At 67.2% G+C, this 19,765-nt stretch carries 23 protein-coding genes; 2 read left to right on the plus strand and 21 right to left on the minus strand.

Annotation, left to right across the window (positions count from 1 at the left end):
- Window positions 1–81 precede the first annotated feature (81 nt).
- Complete coding sequence (locus tag ACNR9W_RS09645; RefSeq protein WP_419267550.1) at window positions 82–1,683, minus strand: bifunctional metallophosphatase/5'-nucleotidase; 1,602 nt, start codon at window positions 1,681–1,683, stop codon at window positions 82–84.
- A 150-nt stretch (window positions 1,684–1,833) separates the two neighbouring features.
- Between ACNR9W_RS09645 and ACNR9W_RS09650 the strand changes: the two genes are divergently transcribed.
- Window positions 1,834–2,169, plus strand: coding sequence for a DUF952 domain-containing protein (locus ACNR9W_RS09650; RefSeq protein WP_419267548.1), 336 nt, complete (start codon window positions 1,834–1,836; stop codon window positions 2,167–2,169).
- Window positions 2,166–3,224 carry a quinone-dependent dihydroorotate dehydrogenase gene (locus tag ACNR9W_RS09655; protein WP_419267546.1) on the plus strand — a complete coding sequence of 353 codons (1,059 nt, stop codon included), beginning with the start codon at window positions 2,166–2,168 and terminating at the stop codon, window positions 3,222–3,224. The genes ACNR9W_RS09650 and ACNR9W_RS09655 overlap by 4 nt, the downstream gene beginning before the upstream one ends.
- Before the next feature lies 1 nt (window position 3,225).
- Here ACNR9W_RS09655 and cysE read toward each other — a convergent pair whose 3' ends face one another.
- From cysE to ACNR9W_RS09755, 20 genes are all read right to left on the minus strand, one after another.
- Window positions 3,226–4,053, minus strand: a complete 828-nt coding sequence (gene cysE / locus ACNR9W_RS09660; protein WP_419267545.1) for a serine O-acetyltransferase — start codon at window positions 4,051–4,053, stop codon at window positions 3,226–3,228.
- 77 nt (window positions 4,054–4,130) lie between these two features.
- Window positions 4,131–4,841 (minus strand): DUF2793 domain-containing protein, encoded by a 711-nt coding sequence (locus tag ACNR9W_RS09665; RefSeq protein WP_419267544.1) that lies wholly within the window; start codon window positions 4,839–4,841, stop codon window positions 4,131–4,133.
- The gene (locus ACNR9W_RS09670; protein ID WP_419267543.1) at window positions 4,831–8,712 is read right to left on the minus strand and encodes a baseplate multidomain protein megatron; all 3,882 of its coding nucleotides are present in this window, start codon (window positions 8,710–8,712) and stop codon (window positions 4,831–4,833) included. Before ACNR9W_RS09670 ends, ACNR9W_RS09665 begins: the two co-directional genes overlap by 11 nt.
- Before the next feature lie 24 nt (window positions 8,713–8,736).
- Complete coding sequence (locus tag ACNR9W_RS09675; protein WP_419267542.1) at window positions 8,737–9,165, minus strand: NlpC/P60 family protein; 429 nt, start codon at window positions 9,163–9,165, stop codon at window positions 8,737–8,739.
- Window positions 9,158–9,991, minus strand: coding sequence for a DUF2163 domain-containing protein (locus tag ACNR9W_RS09680; protein ID WP_419267541.1), 834 nt, complete (start codon window positions 9,989–9,991; stop codon window positions 9,158–9,160). Before ACNR9W_RS09680 ends, ACNR9W_RS09675 begins: the two co-directional genes overlap by 8 nt.
- Window positions 9,988–10,620, minus strand: coding sequence for a phage distal tail protein, Rcc01695 family (locus ACNR9W_RS09685; protein ID WP_419267540.1), 633 nt, complete (start codon window positions 10,618–10,620; stop codon window positions 9,988–9,990). Before ACNR9W_RS09685 ends, ACNR9W_RS09680 begins: the two co-directional genes overlap by 4 nt.
- 13 nt (window positions 10,621–10,633) lie before the next feature.
- On the minus strand, window positions 10,634–11,296 hold the full coding sequence (locus ACNR9W_RS09690) for a phage tail tape measure protein (protein ID WP_419267539.1): 663 nt from the start codon (window positions 11,294–11,296) through the stop codon (window positions 10,634–10,636).
- A 4-nt stretch (window positions 11,297–11,300) separates the two neighbouring features.
- Window positions 11,301–11,531 (minus strand): rcc01693 family protein, encoded by a 231-nt coding sequence (locus ACNR9W_RS09695; protein ID WP_419267538.1) that lies wholly within the window; start codon window positions 11,529–11,531, stop codon window positions 11,301–11,303.
- A complete protein-coding gene (locus ACNR9W_RS09700) occupies window positions 11,528–11,842 on the minus strand; it encodes a gene transfer agent family protein (protein WP_419267537.1) in 315 nt (104 codons plus the stop codon). Before ACNR9W_RS09700 ends, ACNR9W_RS09695 begins: the two co-directional genes overlap by 4 nt.
- The gene (locus ACNR9W_RS09705; protein WP_419267536.1) at window positions 11,842–12,255 is read right to left on the minus strand and encodes a phage major tail protein, TP901-1 family; all 414 of its coding nucleotides are present in this window, start codon (window positions 12,253–12,255) and stop codon (window positions 11,842–11,844) included. Before ACNR9W_RS09705 ends, ACNR9W_RS09700 begins: the two co-directional genes overlap by 1 nt.
- A gap of 12 nt (window positions 12,256–12,267) precedes the next feature.
- Window positions 12,268–12,687 carry a DUF3168 domain-containing protein gene (locus ACNR9W_RS09710; protein ID WP_419267535.1) on the minus strand — a complete coding sequence of 140 codons (420 nt, stop codon included), beginning with the start codon at window positions 12,685–12,687 and terminating at the stop codon, window positions 12,268–12,270.
- Window positions 12,684–13,022 carry a head-tail adaptor protein gene (locus ACNR9W_RS09715; RefSeq protein WP_419267534.1) on the minus strand — a complete coding sequence of 113 codons (339 nt, stop codon included), beginning with the start codon at window positions 13,020–13,022 and terminating at the stop codon, window positions 12,684–12,686. The genes ACNR9W_RS09710 and ACNR9W_RS09715 overlap by 4 nt, the downstream gene beginning before the upstream one ends.
- A complete protein-coding gene (locus ACNR9W_RS09720; protein WP_419267533.1) occupies window positions 13,022–13,636 on the minus strand; it encodes a head-tail connector protein in 615 nt (204 codons plus the stop codon). Before ACNR9W_RS09720 ends, ACNR9W_RS09715 begins: the two co-directional genes overlap by 1 nt.
- A 190-nt stretch (window positions 13,637–13,826) precedes the next feature.
- On the minus strand, window positions 13,827–14,990 hold the full coding sequence (locus tag ACNR9W_RS09725) for a phage major capsid protein (RefSeq protein ID WP_419267532.1): 1,164 nt from the start codon (window positions 14,988–14,990) through the stop codon (window positions 13,827–13,829).
- Between the two features lie 103 nt (window positions 14,991–15,093).
- A complete protein-coding gene (locus ACNR9W_RS09730; RefSeq protein ID WP_419267531.1) occupies window positions 15,094–15,624 on the minus strand; it encodes an HK97 family phage prohead protease in 531 nt (176 codons plus the stop codon).
- A gap of 3 nt (window positions 15,625–15,627) precedes the next feature.
- The gene (locus tag ACNR9W_RS09735; protein ID WP_419267530.1) at window positions 15,628–15,858 is read right to left on the minus strand and encodes a GTA head formation protein, RCAP_rcc01685 family; all 231 of its coding nucleotides are present in this window, start codon (window positions 15,856–15,858) and stop codon (window positions 15,628–15,630) included.
- Window positions 15,859–15,861: 3 nt separating this feature from the next.
- The gene (locus ACNR9W_RS09740; protein WP_419267529.1) at window positions 15,862–17,046 is read right to left on the minus strand and encodes a phage portal protein; all 1,185 of its coding nucleotides are present in this window, start codon (window positions 17,044–17,046) and stop codon (window positions 15,862–15,864) included.
- Between the two features lie 112 nt (window positions 17,047–17,158).
- On the minus strand, window positions 17,159–18,421 hold the full coding sequence (locus ACNR9W_RS09745) for a DNA-packaging protein (RefSeq protein WP_419267788.1): 1,263 nt from the start codon (window positions 18,419–18,421) through the stop codon (window positions 17,159–17,161).
- A gap of 34 nt (window positions 18,422–18,455) precedes the next feature.
- Entirely contained in the window at window positions 18,456–18,863 is a 408-nt protein-coding gene (locus ACNR9W_RS09750) for a permease (RefSeq protein ID WP_419267528.1), read from the minus strand.
- A gap of 267 nt (window positions 18,864–19,130) precedes the next feature.
- Window positions 19,131–19,763, minus strand: a complete 633-nt coding sequence (locus tag ACNR9W_RS09755; protein ID WP_419267527.1) for a phosphoribosylanthranilate isomerase — start codon at window positions 19,761–19,763, stop codon at window positions 19,131–19,133.
- Between the last annotated feature and the right edge of the window lie 2 nt (window positions 19,764–19,765).

The following is a 19,765-nucleotide window of genomic DNA, read 5'->3' on the forward strand; positions in this document are numbered from 1 at the left end:
CTTAGCCCAGACTTTCGGGCAAGCCAACGGCCGAAGAAAGGGGATAGCCCGTGCCGGAACGGTCGCCGGCACGGGCGGCGTTCATTTCACGGTGATGCGCCCGTCAAGATAGGGCACATAGCCCTCGGGCATGCCGCTCATGTAAGCCGCGACGACTTCTGCTAGGTCCGGACCGAAGTCATAGGCGTTCTGGCCCTTTTCGGCAAAGACGGCATAACCGTCGCCGCCGCCCCGCATGTAGTTGTTCGTCGCCACTCCATAGGTCTGGCCTTCGTCGATGGACACCCATGCGCCATCCTCTTGCACCATGACGTCGCTGATGCGCGACCCCGGCCCTGCGGACGGATCGAGCGTGTATTTCAGGCCCGCAACCTGCGCGAACCTGCCTCCTGCCTCGGCATGCTGGCTGGCGCCGTTCTCCAGCGCCGCGATGATGTCACCCCCGTTCAGCTGGAAGGTCGCCAACGTGTTCTGGAACGGCAGGACGGTATAGATCTCGCCCATGGTCACCTCGCCCTCGTCGATCGAGGCACGCAAGCCGCCGCCGTTCTGGATCGCGATGGTGACGCCCTGATCGCGAACACGGTCCAGCATCGCATCGGCCACCAGGTTCCCCATCTCGCATTCGCGGGCGCGGCAATTGGCGCGGTCTCCGTCGATCGGCGCGTCGGTTTCCGCCACGACCTTCTCGCGAAGCTCCAGGATCGGTTCTGCCATCTCGGTCACGCGCCCGGCGATTGCCTGATCCTCGGGGACCGAGGCATCCAGCAAGATCGGCTGCCCCTCAAGCGCCGTGACCTCACCATTGTCATCGAAGGTCACGGTCAGATGCCCAAGATACTTGCCATAGGCATAGGCCTGCACGATCGGGACATCATTGCCGTCAGGTCCGGCGACCAGCGTGGGATAGGCACCCTCGGCACCCTCCATGTCACCCAGCAATGTGTGCGAATGCCCGCCCACGACCACATCCAGCCCCGGCACGTCGGCTGCCAGTTGCTGGTCGCGGAGATAGCCGACATGGGTCAGGGCGATGATCTTGTCGATCCCTTGGGCTGTCAGCTCATCGACCGAAGCCTTCAGGCTCTCGACATCATCCTGGAAGGTGACATTCGGGCCAGGTGACGAGGTTTCGGGCGTGTCCATCGCCAAGGCCGACACGACGCCCACCTTCTGATCGCCCAGCTCGATCACGCTGTGCCGGACCACCTTGTCCGCCAGCACATTCGACTTCGAGACATCAATGTTGCTGGAAATCACGGGAAACTCGACACCATCCACAAGAACGGCAAGCCCCTCGGGGCCATCGTCGAACTCGTGGTTTCCGACCGCCATCGCGTCATAACCGATGGCGTTCATGAACTCGACCACCTCGGTCCCCTTGTAGGTCGTGTAGAACAGCGAGCCCTGATACTGGTCGCCGGCGTCCAGAACGATGACGCTCCCGCCCTCGGCCAGGATCCGGTCGCGCAACTCCGCCACCTTGCTGGCGATCCGCGCAACTCCGCCGAAACATTCGTTCGCCGCCGCCTGCTCCTCGTTGCAGGTGCTGTCCGACCCGTTGATCTGTTCGATGCGGCTGTGGACATCATTGGTGTGAAGGATGTGCAGCACCATTTCGGCCTGAGCCGCGCCCGCAAAAAGCGCAAGCGCCGAGGCGGCCCCAAGAAGGCGATGTTTCATGCCTGATTCCCCTGCTGTTATGTCTGGTTCTTCCGGACAGCTTGGCGCAGCGCTGTCTTGTGGTCAAACCGCTGCCAAAGGGATGTGGCACGAGTTCATGGCAATGCGATGACGTCTTGACCCCACACCCGGGGCTGCGGCAAATGCGCCATGCTAATCTACAAAGTCCTCCACGCGCCTGAATGGGACCTGATGCAACGGGACGGCGCCACCGCCGGCGCGCCCGTAGATCTGGCCGACGGCTACATCCACTTCTCGACCGCCGAACAACTGGATGTCACGTTGCGCAAGCACTTCACGGAAGAAGACGGCCTGACGCTGCTGGCCTGCGACGTGGGCACCCTTGCCCCGGACCTGAGGTGGGAGCCCTCTCGCGGCGGCGCACTCTTCCCGCACCTCTACCGCCCGCTTGGGATGAACGAAGTGCTGTGGTCGCGCTCCATCCCGCTGATGCCCCACGGCCATGATACCGGAGCGCTGCAATGAACGTCATCGAGAAAATCGGGCTGGCAGCCCTGCACCGGATCGACCCCGAGGTCGCGCACGACCTGTCGATCCGCGCCTTGCAGCGCGGGCTGGCGCCCCTGCATGGCGGCGCCGTGACATCGGACAGGCTGCGTCTTGACCTGGCCGGAATCAGCCTGCCAAATCCGATCGGCTTGGCAGCAGGCTATGATAAGAACGGCAAGGTGATCGCGCCTCTGATGAAGTCAGGTTTCGGCTTTGTCGAGATCGGGGCCGCCACGCCTCGCCCTCAGCCTGGAAGCCCAAAGCCGAGGCTGTTCCGACTGACGGACCAACAGGCGATCATCAACCGCTTCGGCTTCAACAACGATGGGGCCGAGGTCATCGGCGCACGGCTTACCGCCCGTCCCGCAGGCGTGCCGGTAGGACTGAACCTCGGCGCCAACAAGGACAGCACCGACCGGGCCGAAGACTTTGCCCAGGTTTTGCGGGTCGCGGGAACATCTGCCGATTTCGTGACGGTCAACGTCTCGTCACCCAACACGGAAAAGCTGCGCGACCTGCAGGGTGCAGAGGCGCTGGCCGCCTTGCTGGACAGGGTGCTGGCGACGCGCGACAGCCTGACGCGGCGCATCCCGGTCTTCGTCAAGATCGCACCCGACCTGCAGGATGCCGAGGTCACCCAGGTTGCATCGGTCGTGCAGAATGCGGGCCTGGACGGGATCATCGCCACCAACACCACCCTGTCACGCGACGGCATCAATGGGCTGCATGCACAGGAGGCGGGCGGCCTCTCCGGCGGGCCGCTCTTTCGACGCTCGACCCGCATCCTGGCGCTGCTGCACCAGGAAACGGCAGGGCGCATTCCCCTGATCGGCGTGGGCGGCATCTCCAGTCCGGACGACGTGTGGGAAAAGCTGCGCGCAGGGGCAAGCGCAATTCAGGTCTACTCAGCGATGATCTACCAAGGGCTTTCCCTGGCACCGCGACTGGCCCAGGCATTGGATGATCGCCTGGCGCGCGATAGGATCACCTTGGCGGAACTGACGGGCAGCGGCGTCGGCGACTGGATCTAGGTCAGGCGCTGTCCCCTGCGCCAAGAAGCTGGTTCATGCTGTGCGAAGGTTCGGGACAGCCTGCATCCCCGATTACCCGCGCCGGAACGCCTGCGACGGTCTTGCAGGGTGGTACCTCCTGCAGCACGACCGAACCGGCCGCGATGCGCGAATGGTGCCCGATATGGATGTTGCCAAGCACCTTGGCGCCGGCACCGATCAGCACCCCGTTTCCGATCTTCGGGTGACGATCTCCGTCTTCCTTGCCGGTCCCGCCCAAGGTCACGGAATGCAGCATCGACACATCGTTGCCGACCGTCGCCGTCTCGCCGATGACGATCGAATGGGCATGATCGATCATCACCCCGGTGCCGATCCGGGCCGCGGGATGAATATCGACGCCAAAGCACTCCGAGCAGCGCATCTGCACGAAATACGCAAGGTCGCGACGTTCCTGCTGCCACAGCCAATGGGCCATGCGATAGGCCTGCAGCGCCTGGAAGCCCTTGAAGAACAGCACCGGCTGCAACAGGCGGTGCGTGGCCGGGTCCCGGTCGTAGACCGCCATCAGATCGGCCCGTGCGGCATCGCCCAGTTCCGGGGTGCTGGCATAGGCCTGGTCGGCGATCTCCCGCAGGATCTGCTCACTCATCTCGCCGGAGGCAAGCTTCAGCGAAAACCTGAACGCAAGCGCCGCCTCCAGACTGTGATGATGCAGAAGACCGGCATGGATCAGCGCACCCAGCAACGGCTCGCCGGCCACGGCCGCACGCGCTTCGTCACAAAGCTGGGCCCAGATGGTGTCCCGGTTCAGTGACAGAGGTTTTTTCTTGGCATGCAGCATGTTCATCTTGGCCCGCCCGATCGCTCAGATCTCTCTCATAACCCAGAAATCGTCATGGGAAAACCCGGGCGGGCCAAATGTCGTCACACCGGCAGGCGCAGTTCCAGCCAATGAACCGCCAGCCGGATGCGACCGCCGGCAAAGGTGCCGCCTTCGGCGGTAACGACCAGCGGCGCGGGCTGGTAATATGTCATCGGGCTGCCAAGGATCCCGCGCGACCACGAACCGCGCGGTTTCCCCAAGCCCTGCCCAAAGCGGACCAACGCGCCGGCCGTACCCAGCCTCCATCCCGTCGCTGAGCCGGTGATATCCTCGGTCACGCGCGCGGCGGCGCCGATCACCATCGCTCCGGCCGGGATCAGGACGGTGCTGGTCACGCTTGTGCCGGAAGCCACCACCACCTCACCTTCGGCCAGTCCCGCCACCAGGCCGGAACCGGACGCTCCCAAGGTCAGCGCGCCCGTCACCCAGGACGCCCCGTCATGGACGGCTTCGGCCCCACGGTCCGCGATGAAAGCGCGCATCCCGGCCGCAGCGGGCACAAAGACCCAACCGCCGTTCGAACCCACTGCAATGGCGCCCGCCTGCCCGCTCCAAGCGCCTTGGGGCGCAGAAGGAACGCCCCAGCACTGACCGTTCAGAACCGTCTCTGGCGGCGTCGCCACCGAGGCGCTCTGAAGCACCATGTTCACCAGGCCGTCCAGCCGCATCAGGGCCTCATTCACCGTCACATGCTTCTGCGCCTGCGCCGGCTGCAGCAGGGACATCTGCAGGCGCATCGTTTCACTGGGCATTGAACTCTCTCCTTGCGAACGGGCCGCGCCCGAAGCTTTGGGACAACTGGGCCACCTGGACCGTCAGCGGTCCGGGTGGCATCTGCGACCAGATGGTCTGCGTAATGGAATAGGACGGCTGGCCGACCTCGGCTTCGACAAGCAGACGTCCGTTGCTGCTCAGCCGCAGCAGGTAGCGCTCGGTGCCCTCGCCCAGGGGAATGTCGGGTCCGTCCCAGCCGTCGCTGTCGATCCTGCTGCGCCTGACCCAGGTGATCTCGCGCCCGTTCATCCGCAGATGGCAGGGCGTATAAGGGCGCAGCCCGATCCCCGGCGCCTCGGTCGTGCGGCTGCGATAGCTGGCATCGTCAGGCGACCGAGAGGCCGGGCCGATCCGCCAGAACCTCTCCTGCCCCCGCGCGGATGGCGGCAGGTCCACCTGGCGTGCGCCCCCATCAAGCAGAACGACCAGGCTGCCGGCAGGCCAGCTATCGGGCATCAATGCGTCGCTGCCCGCCTGTCCCCGCAGCCGCTGGCCGATCTCCCATACGTTGGGGGCCACCAGTTCCGCCTTGGCGAACTGCATGACCTCCCAGCGGTCGATCGACCCATCCCCGATCGCCAAGGCATTGGCGCCGGACAGCAGCGCCCGGGTGGTGACCGAACGGAGGCCGTCGTTCGGCAGCCGCAACCTCAGCGGCGCGCCACGGTCGATCACCCCCGGCTGCGCCCGCGCCAGTGGCGTCAGTGTACGCCCGATCAAGGCGCGGCGCTCGACAAGCAGGTTCAGGTCGAACCCCCCTTCCGCCTCGGCCGAGACATAGGCTGCCACAGTGCCCGGCCAAGGATTCGCCGCGACAGCCAGATAAGGTGCATGCGGCACCTCGTCGCCCCGCAGCAGCGGCAGGTCCAGAAACACGGGCCGGACCGGCAGCGGCGGCGAATAGCGGCGGATGCCGCCCTGCTCGTGATGACTCAGCCGCGGCGAATAGAGGCCGGGATCCACGCGGACGGCATCAACGGTGATGGCGCCTGCACGCTCCACCCGGTCGATGCGCCAGCGACGGGTCTCCTGCCCCGGCATCTGCGACAGGATCACGTCCCCCGGCCCCAGAGCCTTGCGCGAGGGGGGCAGGACGAACCGCGCGGTGTCCCGCGCCACTTCGGCCTCGGTGATCCACCGATCGGCGACCGCACGACCCTCGGCACGCGTCAGGACCATCGCGAACTCGCTGTCCGAGACGGCATGACGGGTCTCGTCGGCCAGGCTCGACTCTGCGGTGGCCACACCATAGTCGCCACCCGCCTCCACGTGGCTCAGCCGCAGGCGTCCGACATTGGCCGCCTCGACCTGGCGGATCGTCTCGAACCCGCTCAGCTCTCCGGCCACAGCCAGATCGTCGGGCGTGATCTGCGCCTTGACCAGCCCATCCCGCGCCACGAATCTCAGCACGCCGTCACGCTCCACGGCATCGAATCCATGTGCCAGCATCAAGGGCTGCAAGGCCGCGCGCCCGGATTCGGTCCCGCCCAGGGCATATCCCCGGACGACGCCGGAAAGGCCCGATACATCCACCGCAGTCACCCCGGACGCACGACAGATGTCGCGCACCACCGCACGCAGGGTCACTGCCCCGGCACGGCCGTTCAGCCAGTGACCGCGATCCCAGGCCGGACCGTCCGACCAAAGGTCGCTGCGACCTGGGAACGCCGGATAGGGCCGCGCATCCCAGCACCAGACATGGGCACGGTCCGTGTCCAGCATCGCCATTCCATCGGCGTTGCGAGGGTTGTTTTCCGGGTCCCGCCAGAAGCCCATCGACGCTTCGATATATGCCGCCTGGATCGCATCGTTCCGGGTTCCGTTCGAGTAATGCGGCAGCATGCTCTCGGAACTCATCGCGTCAAGGAACTTGTTGGGCTGGTTCGTGGCCTTGTCCAGCGCGGCACAGCCGATCTCTGTGAACCAGATTGGCTTCGATCCGGGCACCCAGGCCGTCGCCTCGCGCTGACGAACGCCGCCCGGCCGGTTGAAGTGCTGGTTCTGCCACCAGCTTTTCAGGTCCTTGTAGCGCCAGACCCATGCCTCATCATAAGTCCCATCCGTGATCGGACTGCGGACCTGGGCATCCCGGTCCGCGTCGCTGGCGTAGTACCATTCAAAACCCTCGCCGCCGGCGATGTTCGACTTGAGGTAGTCGATATTGTCGATCCGCCCCCAACGCGCATCTAGGTGGCTGTCGCCGTCCCGCCAGTCGGACAGCGGCATGTAGTTGTCGATGCCGATGAAATCGATGTTGCGATCCGCCCACAGCGGATCGAGGTGGAAGAACAGCGCACCTCCACCCGGATGATGGCCGAAATACTCCGACCAATCCGCTGCATAGCCGATCTTGACGCTTGGCCCCAGGATCGCCCGAACGTCCGCCGCCAGCTGCCGCAGCGCCGCGACGGCAGGATATGTGTTCGACGGCCCCCGGATCTGGGTCATCGCCACCATCTCGGACCCGATCAGGAAGGCGTCAATTCCGCCCGCCGCGGCACAAAGATGGGCGTAATGCAGGATAAAGCGGCGATAGGACCACTCGCTTGGCCCATGATAGGACACCTGATCCCCGTTGCGGGCAAAGTGATCAGGCTGCGCCGTTCCAAAAAAGACCGCCACCTGATCGACAGCGCTGGTTGTGCCATCGGTGGTTCCGGGCCGACCCGGCGCGACAGAGGTGGTGATCCGCCCGCGCCAGGGCATGGCGGCCTGCTCCGTTGCCCCGTAAGGGTCGGGCAGACCGTTCCCGGCCAGTTGCTCCATCAGGATGAACGGATAGAAGATCGCCTTCCGACCCGAAGCCGACAGCGCGCGCAGCCCCTCGATGACCGATCGGTCCGAAGGCGTACCACCATAGATGGGCCGTCCCTCGGCCCGCGCCACTTCCTCAGCCTGCGAGCGGGTGATGCCGCCGGCACGCCACGGCATCTCGTCACCATCAGCCGCCTTGAACTCGACCTTCGGCCTGACTTGGCAGTTGCCGATCCGCAGATCGCTGCCAAACCACGAGACAACCAGCGAAACCGAACCCAAGTTCGGCAATTCCCGCCCCAGCACATCCAGCGAGGCGCTGAAATCCGTGCCGCCCATGGGCGTGTTGACGTTGAAACTGCGCACCTCGCCCAGATCGTCGGCATGGTGCACCGGCGTCGTGGCCAGCGAGTATTCGCCCGTCCCCGGGATCAGCGCCACAGCGCGCACATCGCGCGACAGGCCGGACCCGTCCCGGGCGGGACAGGTCACCTCGAAACTCAGCTGGGGCATGCGGTTGCCCCACCGCTCCAGGCCGAGGTTTTCCAGCACGACATAGGCGATGCCGCGATAGGCCGGCGCCTCGTCCCCTTCATGGGCCGCGATGATCGGGTCCGGCATCTGGGTCGCGCCCCCGCGATAGACGCGCATGTTCAGGTCATCGGCGGCAATCTCCTCCCCATCGGCCCAGACCCGGCCAACGCTCAGGATGCGGCCTTCGCACAGCGCCAGCGCGACCGAGATGCGGTAACTGATCTGGGTCACGCGCGGCTTCGGGGCGCCCTTCCCGCTGCCCCCGCCTTCGGTGCGGCTGACCTCTTCCAGGGGCGACGTCCAGATGACGTGACCCGGCATCCGCATCTGCCCCCAGACGCGGGGGATGGCGATGCCTTCTCCGGCAGTCTGGATGCGCAGACGGTCGATGCGGCCGGTCTCGACTGCCTTGGCGCCCCCTCCCAGCAGGCGCTGGTCGATCGCCCGTCCGATGACGGCACCCGCCGCGCGACCCAGCACGGCACCGGACAGGCCCAGCACCGCGCCGCCAAACCCCGCTCCCAGCGATGCACCGACCGCAGACAGGACTATCGTGGCCATGCTGGCCTCCTTCGTTCAAGATGGTCAGGGAAATCGGAACCGCGCGACGATCCGGGACCGCCAGGGCGGCGTCAGCGGGCTCTCGGTGACACCATGATAGGTATAGGCATGCAAAAACCGCGACTCTGCTCCGGCGGCCGACAAGACACCCAGATGCTTCGCAATGGCCGCCTGACGCATCCGGAACAGCAGCACCTGCCCGGGCGCCCAGAGTTCATCCGCCGCCACCGGCATCAGGTGACGGGTTGCAGCGGCCAGCAGCAGCTCCTGGCTGCCACATTCCGCCCAGTCCGCCGTATAGGCGGGCGGGGCCTCAGGTTCGTTGCCAAAGATCTCGCGCCAGATGCCGCGGATCAGGCCCAGACAGTCGGCCCCCGAGCCCTTGCTGCTGGCTTGGTGCACATAAGGCGTCCCCAGCCATCCCCGCGCTGCGTCGACCACGCGCTCATCCATTGCGCACCCCGACCTGCGGCGCCATGAGCCAATCCTCCGAGGGCAGATGCGGAAAGCCGCGGAAGTTCAGGAAATTTGCGAACTTCAACCGGCAGGTCGCGGCGGCCTTGTCGCATCCGGCCGTCAGCCGGACCTGATCGCCCGTCACGGGAAGGATGCCTGGCGCCGACCAAAGCTCGATCACCCTGCGTCCCCCGGGAAAGGCGGTGTCGTTCTTGATCATGCCATGAAGTCCTTCGGCGCCTCCGGACAGCACCTCGATCCGCCCCTGCTCGAACCAGTTGGCAGCAAAGGGCGGAAAGTTCGTGAAGGTCAGGATCCGCCCCTCGTCCAGACCCTCGACTTGGCGCTGGACCGACAATCCGGGCGCGGTCACGTCCACTTTGCAGGTTGCGTCGCCCAGCCGCGAACTGCACCTGCGGTGATAGACCCTTCCCTGAGGCGCATTCAGCTGTTCGGACAGCCCGCGCAGCTCGGCACGAAAGGCGCCATTCGCACGTGCCACCTCTCCCAGTGTGCCGCGGAACACCAACCTGCGGCGCGCGGCGTCCGTCCAGTCCACCTCCCACATGCGCAGCTGTGCATCGTCCCACCGACCGGCCATCAGGTCCCGTTCAGTGATGGCATCGTCGCTCAGGGCACCGGTGGCCTCCGAATTGTCCACCGACAGCCCGGTCGCCTGGACCAGAGCCTTCGCCGTGAGGCCGCGGTCGGGGCGAAAGGTGACACCCTCGAAACTCAAGGCGCGATCGTGATCGGTAAAGCCGATGGTCAGCCCATCAACCCGGCGTACCGACCAGGCGCGCGCAATCGTGGTCGTGGTCATACGCGCACCTCGACCACCGGAATGTCGGGCACCTGCCCTGCCTGGAACGACGATATCGAAACGGCGATCCTGTCGGTGTCAAAGCGCACCGGAACGTCGAATTCATATCCGACGGTCACCTCCGCCCCCACATCTGGTGCCTCGTTGAAGGTGATGCGGCCCAGCACGTGATCCACGGTATAGTTGATGTCAAAGAACACCTCGTTGCCGCCGATACCCGCACGAACCGAATTGCGCACCGGCTTGGCGATGGGCCGCAGATAGACATTGGCGCCCGAGCGATACGCCTTGGTCAGGGCATAGCTGCGCGTCTGTCCGTCACCGATCGCGATGACCTGATCCCCGAACCGGGGCGCTGCGGACGGGGCGCAGCTTTTGTGGTCCGACCAGTCCTTCCAGCGAAAGCCGTGCAGTTGGCCCGACCGCGCCTCGAAGAAGGCGACGACCGCGGACAGGTCATCCAGCGACCGCAGCCCCATTCCGGCATCGAATCGGCGCCGGGAATGGATCCAGGGCGTGTTCCGCTCCTCGAAACCGCTGGCCATCGTGACGATCTCGGTCCGACGCTCGGGCCCGCCGATCGCGCCAAAGGACAGCTTGGCAGGAAATCTCACCTCGTGAAATGCCATGGGGCAACTCCTCTCAGTTGTTGCGCTCGCCGCGGGCCAGCACCCGCGACATCTGCGCCGCGATCTGCGACTGGCTGCGCTGGAACCCGGCCACGTCCGGGGTCTGGATGTTGAACGTGACATGCACGCCACCCCCACCTCCTGCGGCGGCAACGCCCAGCTTGCCGTCGGGACCGCGGCGCAGGGGCATGATCGCCTCCGGGCCCGCCTCGCCCATCAGGCCGGCGCCCCCCCGCATGGGAAAGCTCGTGGGACCGGACACGACGCCGCCCCCGGCAGCCCGTCCCTGCGAAAAGACGCCGCCTTTCGCAAAAGGCGTCACACCCTGCCCCAAAAGCCCGCCGCCGAACAGCCCGGCGACCCCGCTCGCAAGTGTTCCTGCCAAGGCGTTCTCGACGGGCTTCATGGCCATGCCGTACACCGTGTCCGCCAGCGACCTGCCGATGTCCTTCAGGGCATCGGACAGCTTGCCCCCGTCCAGGACCAACCCGTCGATGGCGCGCCCCAGGCCACGCTCCAAACCCGAGGACAGCGTGCCCACCTCGCGGGCCGTCAGCGCCATCGACTGCCGCAGGCGTCCAAGCTCGGCCTGAAACTCGCTTGTCATCCGGCCGCCGGGCCCTGGTTCATCCTCCAGCAGGTCCAGCGCGGGACCAGAGCCGTCTCGTATCGCCATCTGATCAATCCCCTGTCTCTTCGCCACCCGGTCCCGAAAGGTCGGGCAGATCGGCATAGCGGGCGGCCAGTTCTTCCAGCCGCGCGCGTGTCATTCCGGGCCGGGCCTGGTCGAGGCCAAGCATCAGGGCCAGCTCTGCCGGTGTCAGCGCCCAGAACTGGTCCGGATGCAGCCGGAGATCGCGAAGCCCGGCCCGCATCAGCCCAGGCCAGTCCAGCCCGGTCGCCTCGCTCATGCGGCACCCCGGAACGCCAGGGTCAGCAGCCGCGCCGCGGCGCGCGCCGCTTCCAGTGGCCCGCCCTCGATCTGGACCGACATCAGGTCGGCGGTACTGCCGGACCAGCCGGCGCCGCGCAGCCCGGCCACCAGGACTGACAGAATGTCCCTGCTGCTGAACCGCCCTTCTTCCAGACGACGGGCCAGGCCGGTCAGGCCTGCCTCGTCCAGTTCGGTCTCCAGTTCCGCCAAGGCACCCAGCGTCAGGCGGGCCCTGTGCGGCCGGCCATCCAGAACCAGTTCCACTTCCCCCCGCATCGGGTTCACCATCACAGGGCCACGAATGTGAGCGCCCCGGCCGAGGCCAGCGCGATCTCATAGGTGGCTTCGCCGTCATGGGTGCCCGAATATTCCAGCGACGTGATCTGGAACGGTCCCTCGACGCGGCCAAAGGACGGGATGATGACCTGGAACCGGGGCACTTCCCCGTCGAAAAAGACCTGCCGCGCGCGCCCGTCGCTGGCCGCGTCGCGAAAGACCCCCGACCCCGCGATCGAGGCGCTGCGCACGCCCGCACCGCCCAGCAACTCGCGCCAACCGCCCTCGCTCTCCAGGCTGGTCACATCGACCGTGTCGGCGTTGAACGACAGGCGCGAGGCGCGCAGCCCGGCCACCGTGTCGAACGTGCCGTTCCCGGTCATGTCCATTCTGATCAAAAGATCCCGTCCGCTTTGCACTGCCATTTTTGACTCTCCTCAGTTCAGGTCGATACGGGCGCGAAAGATCAGGTCGACCTGTCGCGCAGCCCCGTTCTGCATCCGTCGCGCCGACGCGCGCAGGAACCACAGGCCGGCAAGCCGGCCCCTCGCCAGCATCAGCCCGTCCCGCTCCAGCGCCTCCGCCACCGCGGCCGCGGCGGCCTTGACCGCACCAAAGCCCGCGCCCTCGTCGGTTCCCGACATCACCGACACGACGAAATCGTGGCGCGATCCCTGCCCCGTGCCGTCGCTGGCGTCCCGGACCTCCTCGGGTCCCAGCGCCACGTGGATGCCGCTCGGCACATCGACAGGCATCGCGTCAAAGATCGCGTCGCCCACCAGGTCGGCCAGAACGGCATCCGCTCGCAGCTGTTGATAGACGGCAGCCTGCAACGCTGCCCCTGCCCGATAGCTCATGCCCCCAGCTCCTCGCGTGCAAAACAGTCCAGGAAACGGCCCCGCGGATCGGCCTCGGCAACCGCCTCGATCAGGAAAAGCCGCTGATCCAGGCGCAACCGCTGGCCCGGCCGCGGACGACGCGGATCGCCGACCGCCGCCCCGCGGACCAAGATCTTCCACTGGACCACGCTGATCATGCCGGGTCCGCTGCCCTTCTCGCGGGCCGACCTCGCTTCCAGCCCCGCCCACAGGCAGCCCAGCTGCCGCCACACCAGCCGGTGACCGCCCATGCCGTCATCCACCCGGTCCGGCGTCTCCAGCGCCAGGCGCAGATTCAGGTCCGGAACCGCCATCAGCGAACCTCCCGGCTGCCGCGCCCGGCTAGGGTGCGCACGGCGCGCCACCTCTCGATCAGCGTGCTGACCCCGAACGGCAGCGCGTGCTGCCCTCCATCATGGCTCCGGTCGTCGTAATAGCGGGCCGCCAGCAGGATGACCGCCTGCGCAAGGTCCGCCGGAACGCCGGCCCAGGCATCGGCAAATCCCGCAACGAAGGTGATCGTCACGCTGCCCCGCCGCGGCACATGCGGCAGCACCACCCCGGTGGGCAGGATCACCGGCCGCTGCCCATCGGGAACCAGCCGCCATGCCTCCGGCGAAAGCGACGTGACCGTTCCGGATCCATCGTCGATCCGGATCGCCTCAATCGCATGCACCGGCGCCAGTGGCAGCGACTGGCCCAACCGGTCGCGCCAATCATCCAGCTGCATCTGGAACCGCCGCTTCAGCAGGACCTTGCCGGTCCGGCCCTCGATCGTGGCAATCGCGGCACGAAGAAAGCCCGCCAGCGCCGCAGTCTCGGCTGCATCCTCCGGCCCGCCAAAGCCCTGGGCCAGACGCAAGTGCCCGCGCAGGGCGGCCACCGGCAGCGCCTCCGCCGCGGGCGCCGTCTCCTCTATCAGCATCATCTCGCGAACCTCCCGTCCTGCCGTCCGCATGTTCCATCAGGACAGGGCCCCCTCATGGGGCCCTGCCTGCCGTGCCAGGTCAGGGAAAAGGGCGCGCCCGCACGCCAGCCATCAGCGCGCGCGGACAGTTGCTAAGCCGGCATGGCCGACATCAAAGCGCGCCCTCCCCTTCACCTCATCCCGAGTGGGATCAGGCGAAGCGCAGCAGCTTGACGGCGCGGAAGTCGGTGACGCCGCCGCCGACCCGCTTGGTGGCATAGAACAGCACATGCGGCTTGGCGCTGAACGGATCGCGCAGCACGCGCAGATCGGGGCGCTCGACGATGGTATAGGCCGAGCGGAAGTCACCAAAGGCCACTGCGAACGCGCCGGCCGCGACGTCCGGCATGTCCTCGCTGATGACGACCGGATAACCCAGCAGCTGCGGCACCTGGCCCACCGTCAGCGGATCGCTCCACAGGAAGCGGCCATCGGCATCCTTCATCTTGCGCACCCGCGCGGCGGTCTTCGAGTTCATCAGGAAGGCCGCATTGGCGCGATACTGCGCCCCCAGCGCATAGATCAGGTCGATCAGGCAATCCATCGGCGCAGCCGTCGGAAAGTTGCCCGAGACGCCGGTACCGACAAAGCCGACCTGACCCGCCGTCGTGGTCCCGTCCGCAGCGGTCGGATAGGACAGGATGCCCCGCGGCTTGTCCAGGCCGTCACCCCGAATAAAGGCAAAGGCTTCGGCGCGGGCGAACCGGTCCGCAATCCGCTCGGCCAGCCAGCCCTCGACATCGAAGGCCGCGTCGTCCAGCAGGCGCTGGCTGGCCTTGGGCATCGCCGACAGCTCGTGAACCGGGATCGCGATGCGGTCCAGCTGCGAATTCGCCGACTCGACCGTGGTCGCCTCGGTGGCCCAGCCGCTGCCGGTCTCGCCCCGCTCGACCAGCACCTCATAGACGCTGCCCTCGATCGCGACCACATTGGCCATCCGGCGCAGCGAGGTGGTCGAGAACAGCGTGTTCTGCACCGTCTCCGCCACCTTGGGGGCCGCCAGGAAGCCGCCGTCGCTGACGACCGACAGCGCCTTCTCCTCGATCACCAGGCCGCGCAGCGCGTCGTCGTCACCGCTGCGCAGATAGGCGTCAAAGGCCTTCTGATGCGGCGCCCCGGTCTCGGCGGCGGCGGACAAAGGGGCACGGCCACGCAGGGCGGTCTTGCGGTCGATCATGGTCATACGCTCTTCCTGTGCATTGAGCTTGGATTGGATGTCTTCACGGAAACCCCGGAGTTCGCTGACGAACCCCATCATGGCCCCTTTCAGATCGGCGGACATGTCCCCGCCGCCCGCGGCCTTCACCTCGGTCATGGTCTTCTCCTCGTCGCGATGAACGGGGCCGCGCCCCTGTAGCCGGACCGCCCTAGGGCCGGTCCGAACGCCTTGACGGACCGGGCGCACCCGGTCCGGAAACTCATGCGCCCCGCAGGGCCTGCGTCGCCTGCGCGAACAGCGCCGCCATCTCGCGCAGCTCGTCCGCCTCCTTGCGGTCGACCTTGGCCTGGGGAAGCATCGGGAAGGTCACCAGCGACACCTCCCACAGTTCCACCTCTGCCAGGGCGCGGCGGCCCTTCTGGTCGCGCTCGGCGCGGATCGTGCGATAGCCGATCGACAGCCCGTCGATGGCCCCGGCCTGGATCAGCGCGGCCGCCTCGCGCGCCTGCGCCACCTCGGGCAAAAGCCGCCCCTTGACCCACAGGCCCGTCCGGTCCTCGCGGATCTCGTCCCAGACGCCGATGGGCCGGGTCGGGTCGTGCTGCCACAGCATCCGCACCTTGTCGCCCTTGGCCGCCAGCCGCTCCAGCGACGCCGCGAACGCCCCCGGCAGCACCGCATCGCCTCCCTGGTCGGTCAGCCCAAACAGGCTGGCATAGCCCTCGATCACCTGGCCGTCGGACAGGGCCGGCGCCCCGCCCGCAAATTTCACCTCAAGCCCCGGAACCATCCCTCAGCCTCCTTTTGGCGCATATTCCAATATCCCCTGCACGGCCTGGGTCAGGATCACGGCGACGACGCCATAGACCGTCATCCACAACCGCCGCTCCAGGCCCTCGATCAGGGCCTCGATCCGCTCAAGCCGCTTCTCGACTTGGCCGAATTGCAGCGCCATGATCCGCTCCTGCGCCTCCAGGCGCTGGTCGTGCCACAGCCCGTCCTTGACGAAACGCGACCCTTCCATGGCTCAGGCCCCGTCCAGCGGCGGCAGCCCCAGCAGGCCGCGCTTCTCGGCATCCGTCAGGAAACCCGCCGACGCGATCCGTGCCCATTGCTGGTTGCGCTCCTCGGCCAGGGCCGGCACCTGGTCGGGGTCGGGGCGCAGCTCGACCTCGGCCCCCAGATGCTCCGACAGCCACCACGCGACCGAGGCCGCCACCCGCGCGACCAGCGGCAGCACCGTCAGCCGGTAAAAGGCCCGGTGCGCCTCGGCGTAATTGGCATAGGTCGCATCCCCCGGGATCCCCAGCAGCATGGGGGGTACGCCAAAGGCCAATGCGATCTCGCGCGCCGCCGACAGCTTGGTCTCGTGGAACTCCATGTCCGAGGGGCTGAACCCCATCGGACGCCAGTCCAGCCCGCCCTCCAGCAGCATGGGCCGCCCGGCATTCCGCGCGCCCTGGTGGTTCATCTCGATCTCGCCCACCAGCCGGTCATACTGCTCCGCGCTCAGCGTGCCCTGCCCGTCCATCCCCTTGTAGACGATCGCCCCGCTGGGCCGGGCCGCGTTGTCCAGCAGTGCCTTGGACCAGGCCGAGGCGCTGTTGTGGACATCCAGGGCCACCGCCGCCGCCTGCATCGGCGACAGACCATAATGGTCATCCTGCGGGTGAAAGCTCTTGATGTGGCAGATAGGGTCGGGGCTGCCGGTCATGTCAAAGCGGTGCTTGCGTCCCCCCACCGCGTATTCATAGGCGACGGGCCAACCATCCGCGCCCGGCACCACGCTCATGCGGTCAGACCGCAGCACATGCAGCTCCTCCGGCAGGCCCGCCGGGTCCAGGCCCACCGCCTCCAGATAGCCGTTGCCCGACAGCAGGATCTGCCCGAACAGCGCCTCGAACAGCTCGGCGCGGCCCTGCCCCGGATTGGGCCGCCGCAGCAGGTCCAGCAGCGGGTGCATCTCATAGCGGCGCTCGCGGTCGGCGCAGATCAGCGGCACGGCCGCGGCCGCCTCCGCGATCAGCTTGACCGAGCGAAAGCCGATCGGGTTGCCCACAAAGCCGCCGCGGGTCAGGCTGCCGGTGTCCCGCGCCGTCCAGACCGGCCGCCCCGACCCGCTGGCAAAGGCCACCACACGGCCCGTCGCGCTGGCCTTCCTCTCCGGCGCGGGGGCGGATCTCTCCTCCCGCGAAAACAATCGAAACGCCATGCTCGCCTCCATGCCTCATCCATGCGAAAGGGCCGCCCCGACAGGGCGGCCCTTTGTCCTCATGAAAATGTCCCTCGTGACCCGGGCGGCGCCAGACGCCGCCGGAACCCGGTCAAAGCCGCCGCATCTGCGGCCGCCGCCAGCCGCTGGCCGGCTCGATCATCAGCTCGTGGATCGCCCAGACCATTGCATCCAGACGGTCCGGGCTGCCCCGACCCTCAAAACCGCGGACCGTCATCTGGCACATCTGGTCCTCCAGCGCCCCCAGGGATCCCACGCGCAGGTGCTTGATCCGCCCCTGCTCGTAAAGCGCGGCCACCGGTTCGGCCCGCAACCCCTTGCCCCGCGACGCCCTCAGCGCCCGGAACGGCACCAGGGGGTCGATTTGCCGGATCACGCTCTCGACCAGATCGCCGCCCTGGTTCACCTCCGCCACCAGCTTCTCGGCCCCGTGCCGGTCCATCGCCGCGATCGCCGCCCGCGCCCAGTCCGACGGGCTGCCGCGCATGCTGGCATCCTCCAGCACATAGGCGCGCCAGTCCTTCGGCTCGCCCTGCGTGACGACGCCCGCCACGATGATCCCGCATTCGTCGCTCGCGCGGCCCCCCGTCACGGCCGGATCGACCGAAACGACGATCCGGTCCAGCTTTGGTGGCGTCTCGATCCGCGCCTCCTCCAGCATGGCCGTCGTCCACAGCGCACCCTCGACATCGTCCAGCAGCACGCCGTCCAGCTCCTGCCGCCCCAGCCGCGTCCCGCCATAGCGGGTCTCGACCTCGGCCAGAAAGCTCTCGGCCAGATAGGCGCGGTTGGCATCCGTCGGCGCATGGGTCACCACCGTGCTGGCATTGCCCAGGATCCGCTTCAGCACGCCGACATTGCGCGGCGTCGTCGTCACCACCTGCTGGGGATGCTCCCCCAAGCGCAGCGCGAATTGCAGCATGTCCCAGACATCCTCGGCCTTCTTCCACTTGGCCAGCTCGTCCACCCAGGCCGCATCAAACTGCGGCCCGCGCAACGCTTCCGGCTCATGCGCCGAATAGACCGTGGCCGTCGCGCCATTGGCCCAGACCAGCCGCCGCCGCCCCGCCTCCCAGACCGGCCGCCGGTCTGGGGGCGAACAGGCCAGGATGCCACTTTCGCCGAACACCATCACCTCGCGCACCTGGTCAAAGGTCTCTCCGACCAGGGCCACGCGATGACACTTGCCGGGTGCGGCGGCGGTCGGCCCCTCGACCATCCGCCGCACCCATTCCGACCCGGCGCGGGTCTTGCCCGCGCCGCGCCCGCCCATGATCACCCAGGACTTCCAGTCGCCCTCGGGGGGCAACTGGTGGGGCAGCGCCCAGAACTCGAACAGCCAAGGCAGGCTCATCAGCGCGTTTTCCGACAGCCCGCCCAGGAACGCCTCAACCTCCTGCGGCGCGGCGGAGGCAAGCCAGGCGGCGCCCGATCTCGTCTCGTGCGGCGTCAAGGTCGAGGCTGCCTCCTCCGACCCCGCCCGCGATATCCTTGCGAAGTTTGTCAACCTTGTTCCTTTCCGCCATCAGCAGCTGGACCGCCTCGCGGACGGTCTTTGCGGTGTCCATGGCCTTCTTCAGCCGCGCCGGGTCCACCTCCCCCGCCTTGACCGTCTCAAGCTCGGCCTGGTGACCCCTCAGGTCCTTCACATAGTCCCAGAACAGCCAGCGCAGGACGTCGATCTCGTCCTCCTCCGCCCCGATCCCGGGCAGCTGGATCCCCGCCGTGTCAGGCAAGGTTCCGGCCACGAAAGGTCCTTCGGGATTCCCGACCCCGCCCCAATCCATATCGTTCATGCAATCTGCCCCGCCTCGTGTCCTGTCCGCACGAGCCAAGAAACGAAAAAGCGGCCCAAGGTTTCCCCCGGCCGCTTGCCCATTTCTCCCAGCATGTCCAAGTTCTACCTTGGACCGCTCCGCAAGTCAACGACTAAACTTCAGGTTGCAGTTGCGTAAACGAAACCCTTTCCCGCCCAATTACTTACGCCCGCAACACCCTCTGCGCACGCAATGCAACACCTGCTCCGGAAACGCCGAACCCCACGCCTTACACCGCGCAACGACTCAACGCGCCGCCGCAACAAATGTACCGATCAGCCCCACATCCTTGCATCCCGGCTCCGATTCCACGCCCGAACTGACGTCCACCATCGGCGCCCCGGTCAGGCGCACGGCTTCGGCGACGTTCCCGGGCGTCAGCCCGCCCGCCAGCATCCAGGGGCGCAACCAGCGCCGCCCGACCAGCAGGCGCCAGTCAAAGGCCAGCCCGTTGCCGCCCGGCAGATCCGCCCCTTTCGGAGCCTTCGCATCGACCAGCAGCATATCCGCCACCAGCCCATGCTCGGTCAGCAACGGCAGATCCTCGGCGCCCGAAATGCCCACCGCCTTCATGACCGGCAGCCCCGTCAGCGCCTTGACCTCGGCCACCCGCTCCGGCGTCTCATGCCCGTGCAGCTGGATCACGTCCAGCGGCACCTCCGCCAGGACCTCTGCCAGCAGCGCATCATCGGGATCGACGAACAGCCCCACCCGCGCCACCCCCACCGGAACGGCCTGCGCCAAGGCTGCGGCTTCAGACACCGTCACCGCACGGGGAGACTTCGGAAAGAACACGAAACCCACGAACCGCGCCCCGGCTTCGGCAGCAGCGACAACATGGGCCGGCTCGCGCAGCCCGCAGATCTTGACGTCCGCCACGC

The sequence above is a fragment of the Paracoccus sp. T5 genome (genome assembly GCF_048538155.2).
Taxonomy (GTDB): domain Bacteria; phylum Pseudomonadota; class Alphaproteobacteria; order Rhodobacterales; family Rhodobacteraceae; genus Paracoccus.